At 66.2% G+C, this 13,847-nt stretch carries 13 protein-coding genes and 1 tRNA gene; 8 read left to right on the top strand and 6 right to left on the bottom strand.

From position 1 onward, the window contains the following. Positions 1-24: 24 nt before the first annotated feature. Complete coding sequence (locus tag IM660_RS06870) at positions 25-1,512, bottom strand: GTP-binding protein (RefSeq protein WP_193498611.1); 1,488 nt, start codon at positions 1,510-1,512, stop codon at positions 25-27. After that, on the bottom strand, positions 1,509-3,158 hold the full coding sequence (locus tag IM660_RS06865) for a GTPase domain-containing protein (protein ID WP_193498610.1): 1,650 nt from the start codon (positions 3,156-3,158) through the stop codon (positions 1,509-1,511). Before IM660_RS06865 ends, IM660_RS06870 begins: the two co-directional genes overlap by 4 nt. Before the next feature lie 110 nt (positions 3,159-3,268). On the opposite strand from IM660_RS06865, the gene IM660_RS06860 reads away from it, so the two are divergent. Further along, positions 3,269-3,344, top strand: a tRNA-Arg gene (locus IM660_RS06860). A 72-nt stretch (positions 3,345-3,416) separates the two neighbouring features. Here IM660_RS06860 and IM660_RS06855 read toward each other — a convergent pair. After that, complete coding sequence (locus IM660_RS06855) at positions 3,417-4,652, bottom strand: tyrosine-type recombinase/integrase (RefSeq protein ID WP_193498609.1); 1,236 nt, start codon at positions 4,650-4,652, stop codon at positions 3,417-3,419. Between the two features lie 349 nt (positions 4,653-5,001). On the opposite strand from IM660_RS06855, the gene IM660_RS06850 reads away from it, so the two are divergent. The 4 genes from IM660_RS06850 to IM660_RS06835 all read left to right on the top strand — a co-directional run bounded on the left by IM660_RS06850 (position 5,002) and on the right by IM660_RS06835 (position 7,903). Continuing rightward, on the top strand, positions 5,002-5,190 hold the full coding sequence (locus IM660_RS06850; RefSeq protein ID WP_193498608.1) for a helix-turn-helix domain-containing protein: 189 nt from the start codon (positions 5,002-5,004) through the stop codon (positions 5,188-5,190). A gap of 833 nt (positions 5,191-6,023) precedes the next feature. Next, on the top strand, positions 6,024-6,653 hold the full coding sequence (locus tag IM660_RS06845; RefSeq protein WP_193498607.1) for a hypothetical protein: 630 nt from the start codon (positions 6,024-6,026) through the stop codon (positions 6,651-6,653). After that, positions 6,650-7,414, top strand: a complete 765-nt coding sequence (locus IM660_RS06840) for a hypothetical protein (protein ID WP_193498606.1) — start codon at positions 6,650-6,652, stop codon at positions 7,412-7,414. The genes IM660_RS06845 and IM660_RS06840 overlap by 4 nt, the downstream gene beginning before the upstream one ends. A 15-nt stretch (positions 7,415-7,429) precedes the next feature. After that, positions 7,430-7,903 carry an HNH endonuclease gene (locus IM660_RS06835; protein ID WP_193498605.1) on the top strand — a complete coding sequence of 158 codons (474 nt, stop codon included), beginning with the start codon at positions 7,430-7,432 and terminating at the stop codon, positions 7,901-7,903. Between the two features lie 250 nt (positions 7,904-8,153). Here the strand turns inward: IM660_RS06835 and IM660_RS06830 are convergent, their stop codons facing one another. Further along, a complete protein-coding gene (locus IM660_RS06830; protein ID WP_193498604.1) occupies positions 8,154-8,438 on the bottom strand; it encodes a heme oxygenase-like domain-containing protein in 285 nt (94 codons plus the stop codon). 654 nt (positions 8,439-9,092) lie between these two features. On the opposite strand from IM660_RS06830, the gene IM660_RS06825 reads away from it, so the two are divergent. From IM660_RS06825 to IM660_RS06815, 3 genes are all read left to right on the top strand, one after another. Beyond that, positions 9,093-10,085: an ATP-binding cassette domain-containing protein gene (locus tag IM660_RS06825; protein WP_246465191.1), complete on the top strand. Its 993-nt coding sequence runs from the start codon at positions 9,093-9,095 to the stop codon at positions 10,083-10,085. After that, entirely contained in the window at positions 10,085-10,936 is an 852-nt protein-coding gene (locus IM660_RS06820; protein WP_193498603.1) for an ABC transporter permease, read from the top strand. Before IM660_RS06825 ends, IM660_RS06820 begins: the two co-directional genes overlap by 1 nt. A 63-nt stretch (positions 10,937-10,999) precedes the next feature. Continuing rightward, positions 11,000-11,989, top strand: coding sequence for a squalene cyclase (locus IM660_RS06815; RefSeq protein ID WP_193498602.1), 990 nt, complete (start codon positions 11,000-11,002; stop codon positions 11,987-11,989). Here IM660_RS06815 and IM660_RS06810 read toward each other — a convergent pair. Together IM660_RS06810 and IM660_RS06805 are read right to left on the bottom strand one after the other, a co-directional pair. Then, a complete protein-coding gene (locus tag IM660_RS06810; protein WP_193498601.1) occupies positions 11,986-12,630 on the bottom strand; it encodes a response regulator in 645 nt (214 codons plus the stop codon). The genes IM660_RS06815 and IM660_RS06810 overlap by 4 nt on opposite strands. Then, entirely contained in the window at positions 12,627-13,811 is a 1,185-nt protein-coding gene (locus IM660_RS06805) for a sensor histidine kinase (RefSeq protein ID WP_246465190.1), read from the bottom strand. The genes IM660_RS06810 and IM660_RS06805 overlap by 4 nt, the downstream gene beginning before the upstream one ends. Between the last annotated feature and the right edge of the window lie 36 nt (positions 13,812-13,847).

Raw genomic sequence — 13,847 nt, 5'->3', positions numbered from 1 at the left:
CGGCCCATCCCTGCGGCAGACCAGTCAGCGATCAGGCGAGGAGATACCTCGGCGCACGATCGCGTGACGCTGCAGCGGTGCCGCCGTTGGTTCGACCAGATCATCTTCGACCACGACCCGGAGTGCATCGGTTGTGCGCTGGAGGTAGTCCTCGGCTCGCTCGTGCCCCGTCTGCCGGCGCCGGCGACGAGCCGCGATCAGGAACGCGATGCACACGAACACCTGCGCGAGTGCGGCCCCGGCCATCGATGCCGCCACCACACCCGAGGTGGACATCACGGCTCCAGCGGCGATCACCAGTGCCACGGCGAAGCCGCCGATGACGAGCCCGAGCAGCCGCAACGTCGCAGCGGCCCGGTCACGACCAGAAGGGAGCGCGGAGCCCGACAGCGCCTGCCAGACGTGCGCCCCGAACTCCTCCGATGACGCCACCCCTTCGAGCACGGCCTCTGTCCACGCTCCCGGGAGCCCTTCGGTGGCCTGCGCAATCCATCGGTCCCGGATCGCCTGGATCCTGCTACTCGCCGGCTCCTGCACAGGCGCCAGGGCAACGGCGCGCGCCGAGCTGACGGCGGTCCGGACCGACTCGGCGACCGAGGGCACTCCGGCGGCCAGTGCGAGGCGCTCAGCAGTCTCCTGCGCTGACGGCGGTTGCGGATCCTGCGGCCCGAGGTGCACGGAGAGCCGCCGGCAGATCGCCGCGGTTTCGTCCCTCGCGGTCCGCGCGGCAACCGACTCTCCACTGATCACCCGCGCGAGCAGCGCACGGAGCTGGTCGACCCCGGAGCCTTCCCGGGCGGAGACCATCTCGATGCGCACGTCGGCAAGACCGTCCTCGACCAGGAGGCGCTGCACGTCGGACCGCACGCGGTCGCGGGCGGCATCCGGCAGGCGGTCGATCTGGTTGATCACCACGACCATCGCCTCGTGCCGGTCGGCCAGTGCTCGCAGGTACTCCTCGTGCAGGACGTTGTCGGCGTACTTCTGCGGGTCCACGACCCACACGAGCAGATCGATGAGCGGCAACAGACGCTGGACCTGATCGGCGTGGCCGGATTCGACCGAGTCATGGTCGGGCAGATCCAGCAGGACCAAGCCCGCCAGATCGTCCTCGGAGTCACCGTCGAGGGCGGACTCACGCTGGATGCGCCGGTCCGGTGCGACCTGGAGGAAGTCCAGCAGCGCCGTCGCCTTGCTGCCCCACACGCAGGCCGCAGCGCGCGCCGTCGTCGGGCGGATCACACCGACATCTGCGAACTCAAGATGGGAGACCGCGTTGAACAGGCTCGACTTGCCGGACCCGGTTCCTCCGACCAGGGCCACGACCGTGTAGTCCACGCCGAGCTCGAGCCGGCGCATGACGCGCCGAAGATCCGCCTGAGCCTGGTCATGGGCTTCGGAGGGGATCAGGTCACCAGCGGCGTCGAGCGCTGCCGAGATCTCCTCCACCCGGTGACCGAGCACGGTGCCGACACCATCGGCCGGGCGGGCGGTCTCGACGACTTCACTCACATGTACCCCTTCAGCTCGGAGGCTCGCAGGCGCAGGCTACGGGCAGAGTCCTCATCCATACCCAACGCGTCGAGCGTAGCGACGAACGGTTCGGACTCGGCTGTGACGGCCATGTGCGCCCAGGAGCCCAGGTCGCTGCTCAAGCGTCCCACGACGGCGTCACCTCGCTCCCCCAGCAAGCGCGTCACTGCGCGTGCGGCCCCGTCCAGGCCGACAGCCGCGGCCTCGACCAAGGCTGCCTTACCACCGCCGTCTAGGCCAGCGTCCTCACCGGAGAACGGCAGCGTCTCGCACAGCTCCGCCACGACGTCGTCCCACTCAGCGAAGAGCACGGTGAGTCGTTCGGCACGTGCCTGCCGGCACTCCTCGGCGGTGACTGAAGCGGCGAGGTGACGTCCGGCGTCGGACTGCTCCGCCGTCGTCCGAATGGCTCGTTCCGCCCGCTCAGCAGCCTCGTCGATGAGGGTACGGGCGGCCTGCACGGCAACCTCTCGCAACGAACGGATCGCCTCGGCGCGGGCAGGCGCGGCGCGGCGGAAGCGCCACGACTCGAAGAGGTTGGCGGCCGGGGCGACCAACGGTGCCAACGGCCCGCCCGTACTGGCCCCGGAGAGCCAGGCCGTCGTCGGTGCGCCGGTGGCAGCGGCGCCGGTAGTCAGATCCTCCCGCACCTGGTCCGCGGAACCGGTCGCGGCGCCGGTGAGCTGATTGCGCAGACTGACCCGAGCCCGCCACTGCTCCTCCAGGGCTAAGGCCACCTGCTGGACATCCTGGCGCAGGGCTGGCCACGCGCCGCGCACGGTACGCGCAATGACGCTGCGTGACTGGCTGCGCGCACCGAGCACGGTGAGCCATTGGGTGAACTCGCGGATCCGGTCCTCGCTCAGAACACCCTCATGCGGTCCGACGTCGGGAACCACGAAGAAGGGTACGGAGCCGAACCCTTGACCGTCGAGGCGCTCGAACAGGTCCCGGCGCACTGTGGAAAGCGCATCCGGATCCACCCGGTTCAGGACGACGGCAAGCGAGACACCTCGCTCGGATGCTGCCCTCAGTCGCGTCCATGGCACAGCGTCGCCGTACCGGGAGCCGGTGGTCACGAACACCCAGAGATCGGCCAGCTCGACGAGCTGGTCGGCTAGGCCGCGGTTGCCGGCATGGACCGAGTCCAGGTCCGGCGCATCCAGCAGTGCCATCCCCCGGGGGATGTTCTCGGTGGTCGAGACGCCGGCCACCTGGGTGACCGGGTGCTCGTCCATCAGCTCGGCGTCCTTGGGGTGAACTACCAGGACGGGTTGACGGGTCGTGGGCCGCAGCACCCCCGCCTCGGTGATCTCCTCGCCCACGACGGAGTTGACGATGGTGGACTTGCCCGCACCCGTGGAACCGCCGACGACGACGATGACCGGGGCGGCCACCTGCTTGAGCCGTGGCAACAGGTGGTGGCGGATCTGGGTGGCCAACCTGTCCCTGCGAGCGCGATACTCGCCGATGCCGGGAACCTCAAGCGGCAGCGACGCTGCGTCAACGTTGGTGAGCAGGTGTTCAATAACCTCGACCATCGGCACGCGGCCGGCGAGGTCCTCGTAGGCGTCGTCGGAATCGGTGCCCGGCTCGGGCGGCGAAGTTGCGGGGGTCGAACTCACGTGCCTAGCCTGCCGCCTTACGAAGTCGTGGGCCAACTCGCGCGCCGGGTGGGCGCGCCGCGGGGTCGCTGGATATCGAGGGACCCCGTACCTCGATATCCTAGGCGGACGCCCTCGTAGCTCAATGGATAGAGCAACGGCCTTCTAATCCGTAGGTTGCAGGTTCGAGTCCTGCCGGGGGCACCATTGCAACGATTCCTCGGTACAGCGGTGCTCGATCACCAATTTATCCCCCAAATTGGCTGCACGTGCCCTCTCCTACAGGGCGTCTGCAACATCGCGCCTGCCCCTACCGCGACCGAGGTACTCGCGCATCGTCATGCTGGTGTCCTCGTGCCCCAACTGGTCAGCAGCATCTGCCACGGACAGTCCTGCATCCACCAGCAGCGTGGCGACGGTACGGCGGAACGTGTGCGCTGTGGCCCATGGGTAGCCTGCACGGTCCAGGATGGAGCGCAGTGCTTTGTCTACTGCACTACCGTCACGGCGATGCAGGTCCCCCTTGTGCGGTGAGCCGAACACGTAGCCACGGCTGCCACGCTCTGCCTGGCGCTGTCGCAGCACGTCCACCAGCCACGTAGGCAGGTGCAGCAGGCGCTGTGAGCGCTCCGTCTTGGTGCCACGGATAAACGCTGTGCCGGAGTCCGCGGTCAGGTCTACGTCCTGCCAGCGCAGCGCGAGTGCTTCGTTGATCCTCACGCCCGTACCGGCAAGGAACTGCACCAGGTCCGCAACGTCTCGGGTCCGAGCCATCTCGTCATAGGTAACGAACGCACACACCTGGTCGCGTTGCTCCCTGGTCATGGCCCGGTCCGTGTCCCGTGTCCACTCACGACGGGGCACGCCTAGCGACTCCAGCAGCATGGCCCGATCCTCGCTCACGCCGTCTGCGTCCACGTCACGCTTCATCTTGGGGATGCGAGCGCCACGGGCCACGTTCATAGGCAGCGCGCCAGCCTGTACCGCTTCCTCCAGCACGCCTGAGAGGACCGACCGTGCCGTCTTGGCTGAGCCAGAGCCGTGGCGCTCTGCAACGTGCATCAGGAAGCGCGTGACCTCCACCAGATCGACCTCTACCAGTGCGAGGCGGTTCACCTCCGAGTTGGACTCGATGAAGCGTGTGCAGGCGTCGCGGTAAACCCGCTTACTCTTATCGGATAGATCCTTGCGCTGCTCCATCTGCGAGCGCCAGGCAGCGGCAGCGTCGCCTAGCGGCTGGTCGGCACGTCCCTGTGTGCGTGCGGCATGCTCTGACTGGTCACGCACTGCATCGCGCAACTGGCGCTCTGCCTTCGCCTTCGTGTCGGCGTAGCGCTCCATGGCCCGGTAGGCGTTGATCGACTCGCGGTAGCGGGCACGTGCACGCCAACGGTGCTTCTCTCCCTTGGACGGCCTCTCATCGCCGGTCAGGTTGCGCCAAGCTCCATCACGGTGCACCTGGTGGGTGGCGGTGATCTTGCCAATCTCGCCTACGGGGGTCGCTGCTCTAGCCATGCCTGCACGGTAGCATAATTGGTGCCAAATAGTCACGCTTGCGCGGGTTGCGGTACCTACTCGTACAATAGGGAATTGAAGCGCCAAGGTACGGCACCGAAAGTGCCCGCAACGGAACACCCAGTTCCAAACCTACTGGCAAGGCTTGAACTCAGCGCGAGGGGTCAGGAAGCGCAGAGCACGGGACCGGGACGTCACGCCCCCGGTTACGTGGCCCAAGAGGCTAGTGAAGGATGGAACGGTCTGCTGTGCCGTTCCGCATTCAACCGGCAATGGAGTCGGGGCCTTCGCTAAGCCAGCGCGTGCGTGAACGGTTCCGACTCCCTTATGTGAAAGGGGTCGAACCTTCATGACGACAAAGAATTACTGGCTCACGCCGGCCGAACTTGGCGACTACCTCGGAGTGAGCCGCCAGACGCTCGCCAATTGGAGAAGCAGCGGCACAGGGCCAGCGTTTGCGAAGCGTGGAAAGGTTGTCCGCTACCGCCAGAGCGATGCAGATGCATGGCTGGAGTCAACGATTGTGGCCACTGCATGAGTGGACCTAGAGCCGTCGCGTGCGACGCCTGCCTAGCGGCTGGTCGCACTGCGCAGTTCGGATCGAGGACCGCGTATGAACGGCACCTGGTCCCTGGCGAGCTTGGCGGCTGCCAGGATCCTGGTGCAATGTTTCGTGCCAACGATTCTCCGGTGCTCGTGCAGAACGGCAGCGGCAGATGGGTGCTCAATCGAGACGGCAACCTGGAAGCGACGAGGGCGCGTCTGCGGCATATGCTTTCGGTCTCGTGGCAGGCGGCAGCGGAACGGACCGGAGAACGGCCCTGCGAGGTGTGCCAACGCCAATTGCAGAGCACAAGACGTGATGCCAGGTACTGCGGGAGCACTTGCCGCAATGCTGCAAGGCGCGCTCGTGATGCCGTGGCATCGACAGCGGCCTAGAGTGCGACGTTTCGGGCCTAACCTACGGCACCGTAACCTCTCAGAACCGTTGGAAACACAGGGATGCGACGTTTCCTATATAAGCGAAGCGAGCGAAGCGACTGCTGAGCGACCATGCAATAGGCGACTTGGCAACCAGCGCTGGCTCACTTGCTCCGCTCCGCGTCGCACCGCCAGCGCCAGGTACTGAGTCCACCGAGAGAGATTTGCTCTAGGTGGGGCCTCTGGCCCCCAGACAGCCCAATAGGGCTAAGCCCAAAGAGCCCTGTCTCCCTTTGTGGGGCCTCTGGCCCCCAACGAGGGAATAGTCCTCTCGCTGGATCAAAGCCACCGGCGAGGATCGGACCGAGACGAAGTCGAGGGGAAGTCCGAGCTGGCTGCAACTTAGCAACTTACCGCTGAGTGCTCTCATGAACTACTGGAAGGAAGAACATGACTGAAGAACTGACGAAGGCAAGAACCGAACTGACTACCGCAAGGGCTCAGGCCACTAGGGCTGAGACTGCGGCTGAAACAGCCTCCGCAAAGGCTGCTGAGTATGAGCGACGGCTCACGGCCAACGATCGCTCCATTTCCGCTGAGGATCTAGCGAAGGCGGATGACGAAAAGCGTCGGGCGCTGCTACTGGTAGAGCCTGCGAAGGCTCGCCTACAGCAAGCGGAAGAATCATACCGAATGGCGCTCGCAGTCCACACGGCGGCAACTGTGACAGCCAACCTGCCAGAAGGTGGGGAAGATTCCGAGATTGGCTCACGCCTCCAGGAAGCGCGCGAGGCAATGGCTGCTGCCGCCCGTTCCGCCGTTGCTGCTGCACGCGCCTGGAATGCGGGGATTACCGACCTCCAGTCGCAGGCACGGGACGCTGGGCTCACGCTAGGGAATGTCACTCAGGACTGGCCGGTATATGTCCAGCAGCGAGGTAAGAGCGGATCTGCCTACGACCGGCGCAATAGGCAGGAACGGCTGATCGTGGATGGCGAGGCGATCATGCCTATCGACACCCACGCACTGCTGGAGTCCCTCGCAGCCACAGTTACCGACCAGGCGAAGGCGGACCGATGACCACCACCACCACTGCTACCGCCATTGACCCACTGCACATCGCAGCCGATGCCCTCGCTGACGCTCTGAGTGTGCCAGTGAAGGTGCTGGAGCCGGGGCAGGTGCCTGGCGTGACCACTGAGCCTGTCCTCACGGTCCGCCAGGTAGAGCCGCCAGTCCACAAGCGCACCGAAGGCTTCTCCACCGTGCGGCTGTCTATCACGTCAATCAATCCCGTTGGGGACGGCATCGACTACCTGCGGCAGGTGCCCTCTCCGACCTGGCAGCAGCCTCTGCTTGGTGGGCACGGCTCGGTGCTGTCCATCAAGCCGGGGCAGCGCTCCAGGCACCTTTCGATGGGTGCCGTCCACACCAGCATGCGTGCCGAGGTTCGCACCGCCACTACTGCCCCGCTACTGGTGGGTGAGCCACACGCCTACCGCTGGAAGGCGCTCAGTCGCGCTCTGGAAGGCGAGATTGGCGGTGCTCGTATGTCCGAGGTGCAGCACTCTGTCACGGTCCGTGATGGGCAGATGGAGTGCACCTACCGGGGCAGCGCCTACATCACGCGCCAGGTTCCCAGCGTGCAGGGCGTACAGGCCACCGTGGCAGCGGTGATGGAGTCCCACGTTGGCCGCCTGATCCCCGGTATCGGATACGTCCATGCCGCGAGCGCCGGCCAGGCAGGATCGTGCAACATCACCCATGACGGCATGCCAACCAGTCGCGACGTGGTGCGCGTACCGGTCGAGCTGTCCGCACGGGCCACGGTCAGCGACTGAACCATGAAGGTGATGGTGACCGACTGCGCTATCTGCGGCGAGACGTTCCGCATCGCACGTAGCACCCAGCGCTACTGCACCAAACAGTGCTACGCAGAGTCCAGGAAGCGGCGGTACCAGTTCCGGCAGGATCTGGACTGGCACGGCAACTGCATGCTCTGCGGCAACCTGTATCCGCTGAAGCGAGGGGCACGGTCACGCTGCCAGAACCCGGAGTGCCTGAAGCGGGACCAGGTACTGCGGGTGAGCGCGGCCAAGGGCGCAGCGCGTGTGCGCGCCAGGGGCGGCATCGTGGAGCAAGTGAACCTACGCGCCGTGCTGGCTCGGGATCGCGGCATCTGCCATGTCTGCGATGAGCCGGTGCGTCGGATCGGTGAGCGTGGCCCGGACTTACTCACGTTTGATCACGTGGTGCCGGTGAGCGAAGGCGGTTCGCACACCATGGAGAACCTGGCCGTCTGTCACGACGGCTGCCAATCGCGGAAGTAGTCCCTAGCAAGCGGCCCACAGCGCCCCATCTGCCCCTTGCGGTAGGTGGGGCGCTGTGCTGTTCATCGACCCCCGCGAAGGTGGCAGGAAGACGACCGCTATACACAGGCGGTCAGGGAGATCTTGCGCGCGCGGGTCATACCCCCGCCTTTACTCCAGGGCGTACACAACTCAGTACGTCGCCGGAGCGTTGAGCACCGGACCGGGCACCAACACCGGCCCACCTATCGAGCCTTCCGTAGGCCAGTAACTACAGTGCGTATCCGAGCACCAGTGCCCCTGTGTCAGGGCAGGTGGCCACTGCTGCGGGTGGAGTGCCGTTGGCGTTCAAGGCGTCCACTGCATCGAGCACTTCATCCCTGGTGGCCCATGCAGCACAGCGCACGTAGCCGGGGTGGTGGGTGACGGCGATGCAGTCGAGTTCCACCAGGTACTCCAGCAAGTCGTCAACGTCTACGCCGAGTTCCTCCAGGTACTCCAGGAAGGCGTCTGCTGGGCTCTGTGGGTTCTGGGGAGGGTTGGGGCAGGTGTCCATGGGTGGAGTCCGTTCCAGGCGCTCACAGCGCCCCGTAGTGACTTGCAGTGCCGGCGGTTCCTCCCAGAACGTGCCCCAACCTACCAGCAGAGGCTGTCACCAATTTATCCCCCAAATTGGTGACGATCGACCACCAGACGGCGGTAGCGTGGAGGAAGCAATCGGCGCCGTGTCAGGCCAAACAGGGAACAGTTGGGGTCACCAAGTAGGTGATGAGTGATACTCCGTAGGTTGCAGGTTCGAGTCCTGCCGGGGGCACCAGCGACGAAGGAGCTGTGCGCCCGCAGGACGAGGAGGAGCGCAGCGACGGCCCTGCCGGGGGCACCGAGGCGCGCTAGCGCTGAGGCACCGCGAGCGCATTCGAATCCATCTCTTGCGCGCGAATCCAGCCAACGGAAGCTGCAGTTGGATTCGATGGCCGTACGTAGATTCGAGCGGACCCTGACCGGCGATCGCTGGGGCGCGACCGGCTCCGAGGTCGATGTCGGTGCTCACCCCTAGAGTCCGGCTCATGCTGAATCGACGTCAGAAAACCCTGGACGGAGCGCCTGTTCCGTCAGACCATAGAGTCAGAAGACCGCGATGGTGCGCGCCCGAGTTCTGTAACCGTCTCGATGGCGCGCCCACTGGTCACGTACTGGAAGGGATCCCTGCGTGAGCTCACACGACCTGGCCATCCAGACCGAGGGTCTGGTGAAGAAGTTCGGCGACAATATCGCCGTGGACGGAGTGGACCTGTCGATCCCGCGCGGCGGGGTCTACGGGGTCCTCGGCCCCAACGGCGCCGGCAAGACGACCGCCATCCGCATGCTCGCCACCCTCCTACGGCCCGACGCCGGCCGAGCGAGCGTGCTCGGACATGACGTGTTCACCGAAGGGGCAACCATCCGGGAGAAGATCGCTCTCACCGGGCAGTTTGCCTCGTTGGACGAAGACCTCACAGGGATCGAGAACCTGGTGCTGCTGGGCAGGCTGCTCGGATTCTCCGCCCGCGCGGCTCGCCGCCGCGGGCTCGATCTACTGGAGGCTTTCGGCCTCGCCGATGCCGCCACTCGGCAGGTGAAGAAGTACTCAGGCGGGATGCGCCGCCGGCTCGACATCGCCGGCTCCCTGCTTGTCACGCCCGAGCTGATGTTCCTCGATGAACCAACGACCGGGATCGATCCGCGCAGTCGCAACCAGGTCTGGGACATCATCCGCACGCTGGTGGCTGCCGGAACCACCGTGTTGTTGACCACGCAGTACCTGGAAGAAGCCGACCAGCTCGCCGACCGGTTGGCTGTGATCGACCACGGCCGGGTGATCGCAGAGGGCACGCCCGGCCAACTCAAGGCACAGGTCGGCTCAGGTGCCCTGAAAGTGCGCGTGGCAGATCCTGCTCAGCGTGAGCATGCGGCTGAGATCCTGGCATCCAGTATCGACGCCGAGGTCACCCGCGAATCCGACCCGTCTGCTCTCCTGCTGCGGCTGGACGCTGGCTCCCGGGCCGCTGAAGCGCTGCATGCGCTCGAGAGCTCCGACATCGAGATCGAGACGTTCGCGCTCGGGCACCCGAGCCTGGACGAGGTGTTCCTCGCCCTCACCGGGCAACCTGCCGAGTCCGAGACCACCGGGAACGCTGCAGACGAGCAGAAGGTGAGTGCCTGATGACCACGACCACACAGCCGCAGGTTCCTACCACGACGGCCGAACCGGAACGGATCCGCAAGATCCTCGTCAGCAAGCAGGACCGACCGCATCGGTCCGGGCCGGTCAGCGCGTCGCTCACCTATGGCTGGCGGGCGCTGCTGAAGATCAAGCACGTCCCCGAACAGCTCTTCGACGTCACGATCTTCCCGATCATGATGACAGTGATGTTCACGTACATCTTCGGCGGTGCGCTCGCCGGGTCGGTGGATCAGTACGTGCAGTGGCTCATCCCGGGCATCTTCGTGCAGACACTGATCATGATCACGATGTACACCGGGTTGACACTGAACAAGGACATCTCCAAGGGCGTCTTCGACCGGTTCCGCTCCCTGCCGACCTGGCGACCGGCTCAGCTCGTCGGCGCGCTGCTCGGCGACCAGGTGCGTTACACCCTCGCCGGCGCGATCATCCTGATCGTTGGCTTCGTGATGGGTTTCCGGCCCGAGGGCGGTCTGCTCGGTGTGCTGGCAGCGTTCCTGATGTTGTTGGTGTTCTCTTTCAGCGTCTCCTGGATCTGGACCGTGGTCTCACTCGCGGTGCGCAGCGAGCAGGCAGCGATGGGGATCTCGATGTTCATCCTGATGCCGTTGACGTTCGCCTCGAACATCTTCGTCAACCCGACGACCATGCCGAGCTGGCTCGAGGCCGCGGTCGACGTCAACCCGGTCTCAGTCGTGGTCACCTCGGTGCGCGAACTGATGTCGGGCATCTACGACGTGGGCTCGATGATGACTGTGCTGATCTACTGCGTGGTGCTGGTCGCCGTGTTCGGACCGATCTCGATGTTCATCTACAACCGCAAGTCCTGACGTCGCGGGGCCAGCGCGCTCTGCCCTCCCCACTCCCGGGGTGGGCTGAGTACGCTGGCTGACATGACGGCGTCGTCTCTGCTCAGTTGGCTCCTGGACTCCGATCCTGCGTTGCGTTGGCAGGTTGAGCGGGATCTGATGCACGAGCCCGAGCATGTGTGGGGCGCCACCCGGGAGCGGGTGGTGACCGAGGGCTTCGGTGCTCGCCTGCTAGCCGCGCAGGATCTCGACGGCCAGTGGGCCGGTGGCGCGTACTTCCCGTCCGACTTCTCAGAGGACCTCTTCCACCAGGAAGGTCAGCCGTGGACGGCGACCACCTGGAGCCTGAACGCGTTGCGGGAGTGGGGAGCTCCGCCGTCGGCGATCGCCGGAACGGCCGACAAACTCGCGGCCAACAGCCGCTGGGAGTACGACGACCTGCCCTACTGGGGCGGTGAGGTGGACGCCTGTATCAACGGCTACACACTCGCCAACGGCGCCTGGCTCGGTGCCGAGGTCACCGGGATCGCGGAGTGGTTCGTGACCCACCAGCTGCCAGACGGTGGGTGGAACTGTGAGTGGGTGGAGGGCTCGACACGGTCCTCGTTCCACTCCACCCTCAACAGCCTCTTCGGGATCCTCGACTGGGAGCTCATCACCGGCGGCACCGATGAGATCCGCGCCGCTCGACGGACAGCCGAGGAGTACCTGCTCGAGCGGGAGCTGTTCCGCAAGCGTGGAACCGGCGAGACCGTGGGCGACTGGGTCACCGAGTTCCGTTTCCCATTCCGGTGGTCCTACTCGGTGCTGCGGGCGGCAGGCTACTTCCGGGCCGCTTGCCTGGCCGACGAGAGCGCTCCTGATCCGCGGATGGGTCAGGCGATCGAGATGATCCGGGCGGCCGAGCAGCCGGACGGCACCTGGCTGCAAGCCGGCCGCCACCCGGGCCGTGTGTGGTTCGAGGTCGACGTGCCGGCCGGCGAACCATCGAAGTGGTTGACGTTCCACGCCCGCCGGGTCCTGGACTGGTGGGACGGGGTGCACGGCGAGGACCGCACACCGCCGGAGGACTAACCAAGGAGGCCGTGGTGCAGAGCCCGCAGGACGGCGTTCGTGCGGTCTCTGGCCCCGAGTTTGACCAGCACGGTCGAGACGTGGTTCTTCACCGTTCCCTCGGCCAGGTGAAGCGTCTGCGCGATCTGACGGTTGCTGTGCCCCTCAGCCACCAGCCGCAAGACCTCCTGTTCGCGCGGGGTGAGGTCCTCGAGGACCGCACTTCTGGCTCCGCCCGGCACGGGTCCGGAACGGATGGCCCGCAACAGGCGGTCGGTGAGTGATGGGGAGACCAGCGTGCCGCCGTCAGCCAACGTGCGCACCGCACGGGTGAGCTGGTCGACGGTGACGTCCTTGAGCAGATAGCCGCGCGCCCCGGCTCCGAGAGCCTGGAGCACCAGGGCGTCGTCGTCGAAGGTGGTCAACACCAGCACCGGCACGTCCAGACCGCGTTCCTGCAGCTGCTCCAGCACCCATATACCGTCCCTGCCGGGCATCCGCAGGTCGAGCAGCACCACGTCGGGTGCCGTCTCGGCCACGACCACCACAGCACGTTCTCCGTCGTCGGCCTCCCCGACAACGTCGACCTCGGCAATGGTCAGCAACGTACGGATGCCTTGGCGTACCAGCGCCTGGTCATCGACCACGACCACGCGTGTCATATCGCCGGGACCCGGACGATGACGGTGAATCCGCCACGACCATCAATATCGAGACGGCCGCCGAGGTCAGTCAGTCGTTCGGACATCCCGCGCAGTCCGTTTCCCCAGGTGGGCCGCTCGCCCCCGCGGCCGTCGTCGGATCCGGTGACGACCACCTCCTGCCCGTCCTGAGCGACGTGGATGGACAGGGTGCGGGCCTCGGCGTGCCGGAGGGTGTTGGTGACGATCTCCTGCACTGCGCGCAGGACCACAGCGCTTCTCTCCTCGTCGAGGCTCACCACCGGCTCCATGTCGAGTTCGACCTCCAACCCGGGAATGTCCTCGACAACGCGCCGCACCGCCTCCGTCAGGTCGGCGGGGGTCGCCCGCAGCTCCGAGACGGTGTGCCGCACGTCAGCGAGAAGGTCCCGCGCCACCCGATCCGCGCGGTCGATATGGTCACGCCCATGTTCTGCGCCCCGGTGGCGGGCGGCCTCCAGCTCGAGGGTCAGCACGGTCAGCTGGTGCCCGATGAGGTCGTGCAGGTCCCGCGATATCCGCAACCGCTCCGCGGACCGGGCCGACTGCTCTATCAGCACGCTGGCAGCCTGCAGTTCGACGTGCGCGCGGGCTAGGTCGCGACGCATCCGCTGCTCTCGGATGAGAGCGAGGGAGCTGAGCACCGAGGCCACCTGGATCAGCAGGTAGAAACCAACCATGACAAGGGGCTCGGCGAAGACAAGGGGCTCGGCGAATGTCTCCACCGGTAGATGGGCGAGCCAGAGCACCACGGTGTTCGCTGCCACAATTCCTGCGACTGCCCGGACCGACACCAGGTAGGCACTGACGGCTGCCATCACCACGAGGATCACGGGCAGGAGCCCCGAGACGTGGACGGTCAGCACGAGCGCCCACGAGCTGAGCACCGCTCCGGCGAGCGCGGCATACCGGCTTCGACGGCCGTCGGCGAGGACCGCCAGCAGGAGACACACCACGAACACGCTCAGCACGGCGATCCACGGGCCGCGGCCGATCTCGGTGGGCACGAGACCGAGCAGCGCCGGGAGCGAGACGCCGACGGCGACCGCGAGCATCACCAAGCCCGCCCACTCGTCCGACCCCATCCGCCGCATCCCATCAGCGTACGGGCCCGCCCGTAGATGGCGCCCGTGCCAGAAGTCATGGGTCGAGGTGGTGACCACCGGCACCTGTGCACGAGCGCCCGGTTGCCTAGCGTC

Origin of the sequence: Ruania alkalisoli (assembly GCF_014960965.1) — a bacterium.
GTDB lineage: Bacteria > Actinomycetota > Actinomycetes > Actinomycetales > Beutenbergiaceae > Ruania > Ruania alkalisoli.
Note: the sequence above shows the minus strand (reverse complement) of the source record. Positions and strands in the feature narration are given on the sequence as shown.